Source organism: Actinoallomurus sp. NPDC050550 (genome assembly GCF_040655075.1).
In the GTDB taxonomy this organism is placed as follows: Bacteria; Actinomycetota; Actinomycetes; order Streptosporangiales; family Streptosporangiaceae; genus Actinoallomurus.
The window spans coordinates 1-8,958 of record NZ_JBFAJC010000117.1; the positions used below are offsets into that span (position 1 = coordinate 1).

Below are 8,958 nucleotides of genomic sequence, written 5' to 3' on the forward strand. Positions count from 1 at the left end.
GCCCCCCCCCCGGGGGCCCCGCCCCGGGCGCCCCCCGCGCGGCCCCCCCGGGGGGGGGGCACGCCTGTGTCGGTGGCCCATGGCAGGATGCCGCGCGGTCGAGCACGAGGACGGGGGGACGGTGGCGGAGGCATTGCCGCGCGCGGCCAAGGCGCTGGTCGGCGTCCGGATCCTCAACCAGCTGGGGGCCTACGCGCTGGCGTTCCTGGCCGTGCTGGCCGGCCCGCGGCTCGCACCGGCGGCGCTGGCCGTCTTCGGGGTCGCCGCCCTGGTCTCGCGGTGGAGCGGAGGGCTGCTGCTCGAGCGGCTGAGCCCGCGCGCGACCATCGCGCTGGGACTGTCGGCGACGGGGGCCGCGCTGCTGGTGCTGGCGGCCGCCCGCACGCCGGCGCAGACGCTGGCCGCGACCGCGCTGGTCGGGCTGGCGTTCGAGATCTACGAGCCCGCGAGCCAGGAGCTCCTGGCCCGGGTGACCTCCGGCGGGCAGCGCCAGGGCGCCTACGCGCTGCTGGGCACCTCGCTCGCGGCGGCGGGGGCCGTCGGCGGCCTGCTGGCCGCGGTCCTGCTCCCGCTGGGCGTGCGATGGCTGATCGCCACCGACGCGCTGACCTGCCTGGCGGCCGCGGCGTCGACCGCCGCGCTCCCCGGCGGCGCGTCCCGGCGCCCGGCCGCCACCGCACGGCGCCGGAAGCCGCGACGGCCGCCGCTGCCGCTGCTGCGCTCGACGGCCGCGGGCACGGCCTTCGCCTACGGGCACCTGGCGGTCGTGATGTTCCTGCCGCTGATCCTCCTGCAGCGCGGCGCGCCGCACTGGCTTCCCGGCCTGGCCATGGCGGCTGCGGCCCTGCCGGCCCCGCTCACCGCGCACCTGGCGCGCCGGCGGCTGGAGCACCGCGCGCACACGGTGGTCCTGGGGGCGGGCTCGGCGCTGCTGGGCCTGCTCGCCCTGCTCATGGCGGTCGCCCACGGCCTCGCGGTGACCGTGACGGCCTACCTCGCCTGGACGGCCGTCGGCGGTCTGCTGCTGGGACGCTGGCCGGCGATGATCGCCGATGCCGCGCCGGAGGGCGACCGGCCCCGGTGGTTCGCGTTCTTCGGCTCCTCGTGGGGCATCGCCCAGCCCGTCGTGCCCGCGGTCGTCGCGATCGCCGCCGGAGCGGCGGGCGGCACCACGACGGCGGCACCGCTCACCGCCGCCGCGGCGTTCCTGACGGTGCCCATCGTGCTGGCCGGACGGCGCGCTCGCCCGTAGACGGGGATGCGTGTAGCGCCGTGGCGGTATCCCCGTCATCCCGGCGGCCGTGAGCGCCCGCCCCGCGACGCCGGGGCGGGCGTGACCCTCCGGCCGCTCTGCCCGGAGCCGCTGAGACTCGCCCCCCCGGCCGGGGGCGGAGCGGCTCAGGCGGGTCGGCCGAGCCAGTCCGGGAGCGGCTCGCGACGCCGCCGCCAGTCGGCCGGTACGCCCCCGGCGCGCGCTCCGAGAACACCGCCGACGATCGCCGCCGTGGTGTCCATGTCGCCGCCGGCGGCGGCGCAGCCGCGCACCGCGGTCTCGTAGTCGTCCAGGTGCCGGACGGCGACCCACAGCGTGAACGGCACGGTGTCCTGCGCGGTGATCCGGGACCCGTTGCCGAGCCGCGCCGCGGCCTGCTCGACCGTGACGCCTTCCAGCTTCCGGGCCTGTTCCACGCCTCGCCTGACGTAGCCGGGCGCCAGGTGGTCGAGCACCGCGTCGAACAGGCCGGGCCCGGACTCGGCGGCATGGGCGGCGGCGACCGCGACCGCCACGGCTCCGGCGACGCCCTCGGGATGGGCGTGGGTGACCTCGGCCGAGGCGGCCGCCTCGGCGGCGGCACGCTTCAGGTCGCCGGCGAAGTAGGCGCCGAGCGGCGCGGCGCGCATGGCCGCGCCGTTGCCGTACGAGCCGTTCCCGCCGAAGCCCTCGGCCGACGCGACGCGCCAGGGCGCTCCGTCACGGACCTTCTCCAGCAGTTCGAGCGTGCCCGCGCCGTAGCGGCGGCCGACGTCCAGGCGCGCGGCGAACGACGCGGCCAGCGCGTCCTGGTCGACACGGTCGTCGCGGATCAGCACGTCAACGACCGAGCAGGCCATCTCGGTGTCGTCGGACCACGCCCACGGTCCCGGCGGGGTCGCGTCCCACGGGTTCAGCCCGCGGTTGGCCAGGAGGAAGAACTGGTCTCCGAAGGCGTCCCCGACCGACAACCCGGTCAGGGAGGCGAGGGCGCGTTCCGGCGCGGTGATGCTCATGCCCCGATCCTGTCGGCCGTGCGCCGCGACGCAAGCGATTTGCCGCGCCCCGCCGGTAGCCGCGGGTGCCGGGTGGTGACCAACGGCGACTCGTCCAGGCTTTCCGGCCCGTTCTGCCCGGAGTCGCCGGGGGCCGCCGCGCCTGGCCGGGGGCGGCGCGGCGGTGCCGATCCAGGCTCAGCCGGCGGCGGGGCGGCTCCCGGCGGGGCAGGGGGCGGCGGCCGTCACCGGTGCCGCAGTCCGGGCGGCCCGGGCCCTGACGGCCCCGGACAGCGCGGCCGTCAGGGCCAGCGCGATGACGATCGCCCCGTAGCCGGTCGCGGTCGCGCGCAGGCCGAGGGACGGGACGGCGAGCCCCGCCAGGACGGCTGGCACGCTGAAGGCGAGGTAGCTGACCACGTACACCGCGGCGAACAGCTCCGCCCGCTGGGCCGGGCCCGCCAGGGCGGCCAGGGATCGGAACGCCCCGAGGAAGGCGGCGCCGAATCCGCAGCCGGCGACGGCCGTGCCGAGGAAGAACAGCGGGGTGGAGGTGAGGGCCAGCGCCAGGAGGGTCAGGCCGGTCCCGGCGGCGAGCGCGGCCGATCCGGCGATCATGACCCGGTGCGGCGTCCGGTCGCGGAGCAGTGTCGAGGCGACGGCGCCCGCGCCGGTGAGGGCGCTGACGACCAGGCCGCCGACGAGGTGGCTTCGCACGTGCAGGACCCCGGCGCTCAGGGAGCCGCCCAGGGACAGGTAGAGCCCGCCCATCGCCCAGGTCGCGATCAGGCAGGGCAGGGCCGCCAGGAACGGCGCGCGGGCCCCGGCCGGGATCGACGCCCGCGGGCGCAGCGAGGCCAGGGCGCCCGGGCGCGGGGAGACGAGCTCCGGCAGGAACGCCACCGCCGCGGCCAGCAGCGGGAACGCCGCCGTGAGCAGGACGAACACCAGGGTGGTCGGCGCCGGGGCGTACTCGACCAGCGCCCCGGTGCCCAGGGCGCCGGCGGCCAGGCCCAGGGTGGGCGCCACGCTGTTCACCAGCGGTCCCAGCCGGGTGCCGGGCTGAAGGTCGACCAGCCCGGCGCTGATGGCGCCGGTCGCCGTGCCGGTCGCCAGGCCCTGCAGCGTGCGGGCCGCCAGGAGTGTCCCGACGTCGCCGGCCGTCAGGAACAGGACCATGGCCGCCGTCTCGGCCAGGAGCGCGAGCACCAGGACGGGCCGGCGGCCGATGAAGTCGGACAGGCCGCCGACGGTCAGCAGCGCGATCAGCAGGGCGAGGGCGTACACGGCGAACACGGCCGTGAGCATGGTCGCCGAGAAGCGCCACTCGTGCTGGTAGACGACGTAGAGGGGGGAGGGGGCGCTGGCGGCGGCCATGAAGGTGAGCAGGACGCCGCCGAGCAGCCAGAACCCGGCGGTGCGCGGCAGGCGCCGGCCGTCGGTGCGGCCCGTCGCCGGGGCGCGGTCGTGCACTGTGGCCATTCGGGTGCTCCTCAGAACCGTTCCATGAAAATCGAACTGTTGGAGGCTACCCCGGCCCGGCGAACTGTTCAACTATTATCGAACCATGAGTGGATCCTCGCGGGAGATGCCCCATCCCGACGCCGCGGACCTGGTCCTGACCGACGTCCTGTTCGCCCTCAGCGACCCGGCGCGGCTGGAGCTCGCCTGCCGCCTCACCGAGGGCCCCCTGGAGGTCGCGGCCTGCCATCCCGTCGGCGGCGAGATCCCCAAATCGACGCTGTCGCACCACCTGAAGACCCTGCGCGAGGCCGGAGTGATCCGCAACAAGCCCTACGGCAGGCAGCGCCAGGTCAGCCTGCGCCGCGACGACCTGGAGGCGCGCTTCCCCGGACTCCTGGCCGCCGTCCTGTCCCCGGCCCTCACCCAGGCGTCTCCGCCCCGGTGAGCAAGGCTCAGCCTTCGCCGGCGAGCAGGTCGAAGGCGTGCCGGCGGTGCTCGGCGAACAGCCGCAGCGCCGTCTCGGCGTCCCGCGCCCGCAGTGCCGCGGCCAGCCGGCCGTGTTCTTCGGGGATGTGCCCGAGGTAGTCCGGCTCGCTCAGGCCGATCCGCGTCAGCAGGAACAGGTACACCTGAGAGCGGATCGCCTCCCACGCCGCCCGCAGGCGCCGGTGCCCGGCCACGGCGTACACGGCGTCGTGGAACTCCATGTCCAGCCGCACCATCGCGTGCGCGTCATCGGCCCGCGCCATCCGCTCGGCGACCTGCGCCACGGCGGCCAGGTCCTCATCGCCGGCACGCTCGACCACGCACCGCACGGCCAGGTCCTCCAGGACGGCGCGCAGGCTGTGCAGCTCCGCGGCGTCGCGGGCCGACAGGGACATCACCGTGGCGCCGCGATGCCACTCGTTGTGGACCAGTCCCTCGCGCTCCAGGCGCAGCAGCGCCTCGCGCACCGGCCCGCGGCTGACCCGAAGCGCCGCGGCCACCTCCACCTCCCGCAGCCGCGCGCCCGGAGGGTAGACCCCGCTGAAGATCGCCTCCTGCAGGCGGTCGGCGACCTCGTCGGCCAGGCCGCGCCGCCGCGCGGGGCGCAGCGCACCGGCCTCATCGGGACTCATGGACGAATGTTAACATTCCGACAATGCCAGATTCGCCCGGTTCGCTCGTATGGAAGGACGCACCGCCCATGAGCACCCTGGACTCCCCGATCCCGCGCTTCCACCTGGCCGTGCCCGTCGACGACCTCGCCGCCGCCCGCGCCTTCTACGGCGAGCTCATCGGCTGCGCGCAGGGCCGCAGCGCCGACACCTGGATCGACTGGAACCTGCACGGCCACCAGTTCGTCACCCACCTGGTGCCCGGCCGCCGCGAGCGGGCGCACAACCCGGTCGACGGGCACGACGTCCCGGTGCCTCACTTCGGCCTCATCCTGACCGTTCCGGAGTTCCACCGGCTGGCCGAACGGTTCCGGGCGGCGGGCACCGCGTTCGTCATCGAGCCCTACGTGCGCTTCGAAGGGCAGCCGGGGGAGCAGTGGACGATGTTCCTGCTCGACCCGGCGGGCAACGCCCTGGAGTTCAAGGCGTTCGCCGACGACGCGCAGGTCTTCGCGGCCTGACGCCACCGGCGGCACTGGCGGGCGCCGTGGATGACGAACTGGCGGCCGGTCCACGGCGCTGACGGCATCCGTCCGGAGGCACCGGTCCGATGCCGGTTTCCGGCGATGTCACCCCGCCGGCTGTCGCGGCGCCGGGGTCTCACGGTGGGCTCGGGGACATGACAGACACCAAGGTCCTCGTCTTCGCCGCCACGGGGAACGTCGGCCGCCACATCGTCACCCTGCTGCGGGAGGCCGGCCACGCCGTCCGCGCGGTCACCCGCGACCCGGGCGCCGCCGGCCTCCCGGCCGGCGTCGATGTCGCGCCCGGCGACCTGGCCGACCCCGCCACCCTCGACGCGTGCCTCGCCGGAATCGACGCGGTCTTCCTGCTGTGGCCGCTGCACAGCGGCGAGCGGCTGCCCGCAGTGCTGGACCTGATCGCCGCGCGGGCCCGCCGCGTGGTCTTCCTGGGCACGGGTGGCGTCCCCGACCTGCCGTTCGAGGACCAGGACAAGCTCGTCCACGGCTGCGGCATCGAGTCCACCGTGCTGCGGCCGAGCACCTTCGCCGTCAACACGCTGTGGTGGGCCGACCAGATCCGGGCCGGCGACGTCGTCCGCGGCGCGTACGGCACGCTCCCCATGTCCTTGATCCATGAGGCCGACATGGCCGCCGTCGCCGCCCGGGCCCTGACCGGACCCGGGCACGGCGGCGCGACCTACACCCTCACCGGCCCCGAGGTCCTCACCCAGGCCGAGCAGGTCCAGGTCATCGGCGAGGTCCTGGGGCGCCCGCTGCACTGGGAGGAACTGACCCGCCAGCAGGCCCGGCAGCGACTGCTGGCCGATGAGACGTTCCCCGACTCCTTCGTCGACGTGCTGCTCGACGGCTACGCCGCGATGCTCGCCGGCCCGGCACCCGTCCCGACCTCCGCGGTCGAGGACGTCACCGGCGTCCCGCCACGGTCACTGCGCCGGTGGGTCGCCGACCACGCCGACGACTTCCGCTGAGACGTTCCCCGCACGATCCCCGCCGGCCGGCTCAGGCGTGACCGGCCCGCGCGGCGTGGAACCGGCGGTGCAGCTCCCGTACCCGCCGGGTCGCATGGTAGTCGCAGGGGCCGAAGACCGACCCGTCCCACCGGAGGCGGCCCTTACGCTGGACGACATGCCGCAAACCCCATCGGACCTGACGATCGGGCAGGTCGCCGAGCGGACGGGCCTGAGCGTGCACGCGCTGCGCTTCTACGAGCGCGAGGGCATCTTCGTCTCACCGGTCCGGCGCGGCCCGGGCGGACGCCGGGTCTACAGCGAGGACGACGTGGACTGGCTGACCGTCTGCATCGTCCTGCGCGCCTCCGGGATGCCGCTGCCAGCGATCCGCCGCTACACCGAGCTGGTCCGCGAAGGGGCCGGCAACGAGGAGGAACGTCTCGCGCTGATGCGCGTACATCAGGAGCGGGTGACCGCCCAGATCGCCGACCTCACCCGCTGCCTCGACCTGATCAACCACAAGGTCGGGGTGTACGAGGACATCCTCGCCGAGCGGACCGGCCCGTGCCATCGAGCGCCCGCGGCCGGCCCGGCCGCGACGACGGCGTGATCGCCGGCGCGAACGTTGCGGTACGGCACCTTCGACGGGCCGGGCTCCGATCGCCGGGAGTACGGCGATCAGAGCCGGGTCGTGATCACCAGGCGTACGCCTCGGGTGCGGGCTTGGCCCCGTTGGGCGCGGGCGGGGGGAACAGTTCGTCCAGCGTGGCGAGGGTCGCTTCGTCGAGTGTGATCTGCAGTGCGCGCAGCGAGCCGTCGAGCTGCTCGGCTGTCCGCGGCCCGATGATCGGCCCGGTCACGCCGTCCTGCGCGAGCAGCCACGCCAGTCCCACGTGGGCCGGGTCCTCACCGATCTCGGCGCACAACTTCTCGTACGCCTCGACGGAGTCCCGGTGCTCGGCCAGCGCCGCGGCCCAGAGTCCGGAGCCGCTGCGGGCGGCGGTCCCCTCGCGCTGCTTGCGCAGGACGCCGCTGAGCACCCCGCCGTGCAGCGGCGAGTACGGGATCACGCCCAGCCCGTAGTGCCGCGCGGCGGGCAGCACCTCCAGTTCGGCCCAGCGGGACATCAGGTTGTAGATGGATTGCTCGCTGATGAGTCCGAGGAAGTGCCGGGACCGTGCGGCCTCCTGTGCTTGGGCGATGTGCCAGCCGGCGAAGTTGGAGGAGCCGTAGTAGAGCACCTTCCCCTGCTGGTGGAGGACGCTGAAGGCCTCCCAGATCTCGTCCCATGGCGTGTTCCGGTCGATGTGGTGCATCTGGTAAAGGTCGATGTGGTCGGTCTGCAGGCGCTTGAGGGACGCCTCGCACGCGCGCCGGATGTTCAGGGCGGACAACCCGCTGTCGTTGGGCCGGTCGCCCATCGGCAGGTAGACCTTGGTGGCCAGCACGGTCTTGTCGCGCCGGCCGCCGCCCTGGGCGAACCAACGGCCGATGATCTGCTCGGTGGCACCGTCGCCCTGCTGCACGCCGTACGAGTTGGCCGTGTCGAAGAAGTTGATGCCGTGCTCGTGCGCACGGTCCATGATCGCGTCACTGTCCTCTTCGGACGTGCGCGGCCCGAAGTTCATGGTGCCCAGGACGAGCCGGGACACCGAAAGGCCGCTGCGGCCGAGGCGGGTGTACTCCACGTGTTCCAACCTTTCAGGAGGCGTCACTAGTCGCATCAACAAGGACGCGATGAAGCTACAACTCGCTACACAGATGATGCAAGTCCGCAGTGAACCGTGACACTCCCGTATGCTTTCCCTCATGACGACACAGCGGCAGTCGACACCCGCCGGCACCCGCCCGCTCCGCGCGGACGCCGAGCGGACGATGACGACGATCCTGGAGGCGGCCGAACGCACCCTCAGCCGCGATCCCGCGGCCACGATGGAACAGATCGCCGAAGCCGCCGGCGTCGCCCGCACCACCGTGCACCGGCGCTTCGCCACCCGCGAAGCACTCATCGACACCCTGGCGGTGTGGGCCACCCAGCGGTTCGCCGCGGCGGTGGACGCCGCGCACCCGGACACCGCTCCGCCGCTGGTCGCCCTCTACCAGACGACCGCGAACGTCCTCGGCGTCAAGACCAGCTGGGGATTCGCGATGAGCCGGGCCTCCTCGGCCAACCCGGAGGTGGCGCGCGTGCACAGCGATGTACGGGACACGTGCGAACGGTTGTTCCGCCGGGCCCGGGAGGCGGGCGTGCTGCGCGCCGACGTCGACATTCCATGGACCCGCCGCGTCTACTACGCCCTCATCCACGAGGCCGCACAGGCCGGCGACGAGAAGGACGCCGACACCCTCGCGACGCTCGTCGTGGACACCCTGCTCCGCGGCGCGGGCACCCCGCACCCCGACCGCCTGTGACACCGCCCCGGCGGTAGCCGACCAGAACGACCGCTAGCGCGCCTGACCCGCGCCGCCCTCACAAGACCAGCGGGGCCCCGGCCATCGGCCGGGGGCCCCCCGGGGAGGGGGCACCCGGCGGCGGCGGCCCCCCCCCCCCGGCACGGGCCGGCGCCCCCCCCCCGGGGGGGGGGGGGCGCCCCCCCCCCCCCCCCAAAAAAACACCAAATAGGGCGCCAAAAGAGACCGCGGCGAGAGGAAGGA

Annotated in this window: 10 protein-coding genes; 6 read left to right on the plus strand and 4 right to left on the minus strand. The window is 74.6% G+C overall.

Annotation, left to right across the window (positions count from 1 at the left end; genetic code table 11):
- Nucleotides 1-79 precede the first annotated feature (79 nt).
- Nucleotides 80-1,252, plus strand: a complete 1,173-nt coding sequence (locus AB0I04_RS54555; protein ID WP_360904774.1) for an MFS transporter — start codon at nt 80-82, stop codon at nt 1,250-1,252.
- A gap of 146 nt (nt 1,253-1,398) precedes the next feature.
- On the opposite strand, the gene AB0I04_RS54560 is transcribed toward AB0I04_RS54555, so the two are convergent.
- Together AB0I04_RS54560 and AB0I04_RS54565 are read right to left on the minus strand one after the other, a co-directional pair.
- Nucleotides 1,399-2,268 (minus strand): ADP-ribosylglycohydrolase family protein, encoded by an 870-nt coding sequence (locus AB0I04_RS54560; protein WP_360904777.1) that lies wholly within the window; start codon nt 2,266-2,268, stop codon nt 1,399-1,401.
- Nucleotides 2,269-2,445: 177 nt separating this feature from the next.
- Nucleotides 2,446-3,729 (minus strand): MFS transporter, encoded by a 1,284-nt coding sequence (locus AB0I04_RS54565; protein WP_360904780.1) that lies wholly within the window; start codon nt 3,727-3,729, stop codon nt 2,446-2,448.
- A gap of 85 nt (nt 3,730-3,814) precedes the next feature.
- Here AB0I04_RS54565 and AB0I04_RS54570 point away from each other — a divergent pair, with 85 nt between their 5' ends.
- A complete protein-coding gene (locus tag AB0I04_RS54570) occupies nt 3,815-4,156 on the plus strand; it encodes an ArsR family transcriptional regulator (protein ID WP_360904783.1) in 342 nt (113 codons plus the stop codon).
- A gap of 7 nt (nt 4,157-4,163) precedes the next feature.
- On the opposite strand, the gene AB0I04_RS54575 is transcribed toward AB0I04_RS54570, so the two are convergent.
- Nucleotides 4,164-4,829 carry a GntR family transcriptional regulator gene (locus AB0I04_RS54575; RefSeq protein ID WP_360904786.1) on the minus strand — a complete coding sequence of 222 codons (666 nt, stop codon included), beginning with the start codon at nt 4,827-4,829 and terminating at the stop codon, nt 4,164-4,166.
- A 68-nt stretch (nt 4,830-4,897) separates the two neighbouring features.
- On the opposite strand from AB0I04_RS54575, the gene AB0I04_RS54580 reads away from it, so the two are divergent.
- From AB0I04_RS54580 to AB0I04_RS54590, 3 genes are all read left to right on the plus strand, one after another.
- A complete protein-coding gene (locus AB0I04_RS54580; protein WP_345429712.1) occupies nt 4,898-5,329 on the plus strand; it encodes a VOC family protein in 432 nt (143 codons plus the stop codon).
- A 158-nt stretch (nt 5,330-5,487) separates the two neighbouring features.
- On the plus strand, nt 5,488-6,321 hold the full coding sequence (locus tag AB0I04_RS54585; RefSeq protein ID WP_360904789.1) for an NAD(P)H-binding protein: 834 nt from the start codon (nt 5,488-5,490) through the stop codon (nt 6,319-6,321).
- A 157-nt stretch (nt 6,322-6,478) separates the two neighbouring features.
- Entirely contained in the window at nt 6,479-6,913 is a 435-nt protein-coding gene (locus AB0I04_RS54590; protein ID WP_360904792.1) for a MerR family transcriptional regulator, read from the plus strand.
- An 85-nt stretch (nt 6,914-6,998) separates the two neighbouring features.
- Here AB0I04_RS54590 and AB0I04_RS54595 read toward each other — a convergent pair whose 3' ends face one another.
- Nucleotides 6,999-7,991 (minus strand): aldo/keto reductase, encoded by a 993-nt coding sequence (locus AB0I04_RS54595; RefSeq protein ID WP_360904794.1) that lies wholly within the window; start codon nt 7,989-7,991, stop codon nt 6,999-7,001.
- Nucleotides 7,992-8,112: 121 nt separating this feature from the next.
- Between AB0I04_RS54595 and AB0I04_RS54600 the strand changes: the two genes are divergently transcribed.
- Nucleotides 8,113-8,715: a helix-turn-helix domain-containing protein gene (locus tag AB0I04_RS54600; RefSeq protein ID WP_360904797.1), complete on the plus strand. Its 603-nt coding sequence runs from the start codon at nt 8,113-8,115 to the stop codon at nt 8,713-8,715.
- Nucleotides 8,716-8,958: the final 243 nt, after the last annotated feature.

What these genes read in the sequence shown, in the direction of transcription:
- AB0I04_RS54575 (WP_360904786.1), bottom strand. Translation starts at nt 4,829, where the DNA reads ATGAGTCCCGATGAGGCCGGTGCGCTGCGCCCCGCGCGGCGGCGCGGC.
- AB0I04_RS54570 (WP_360904783.1), top strand. Translation starts at nt 3,815, where the DNA reads ATGAGTGGATCCTCGCGGGAGATGCCCCATCCCGACGCCGCGGACCTG.
- AB0I04_RS54560 (WP_360904777.1), bottom strand. Translation starts at nt 2,268, where the DNA reads ATGAGCATCACCGCGCCGGAACGCGCCCTCGCCTCCCTGACCGGGTTG.
- AB0I04_RS54590 (WP_360904792.1), top strand. Translation starts at nt 6,479, where the DNA reads ATGCCGCAAACCCCATCGGACCTGACGATCGGGCAGGTCGCCGAGCGG.
- AB0I04_RS54565 (WP_360904780.1), bottom strand. Translation starts at nt 3,729, where the DNA reads ATGGCCACAGTGCACGACCGCGCCCCGGCGACGGGCCGCACCGACGGC.
- AB0I04_RS54580 (WP_345429712.1), top strand. Translation starts at nt 4,898, where the DNA reads ATGAGCACCCTGGACTCCCCGATCCCGCGCTTCCACCTGGCCGTGCCC.
- AB0I04_RS54555 (WP_360904774.1), top strand. Translation starts at nt 80, where the DNA reads ATGGCAGGATGCCGCGCGGTCGAGCACGAGGACGGGGGGACGGTGGCG.
- AB0I04_RS54585 (WP_360904789.1), top strand. Translation starts at nt 5,488, where the DNA reads ATGACAGACACCAAGGTCCTCGTCTTCGCCGCCACGGGGAACGTCGGC.
- AB0I04_RS54600 (WP_360904797.1), top strand. Translation starts at nt 8,113, where the DNA reads ATGACGACACAGCGGCAGTCGACACCCGCCGGCACCCGCCCGCTCCGC.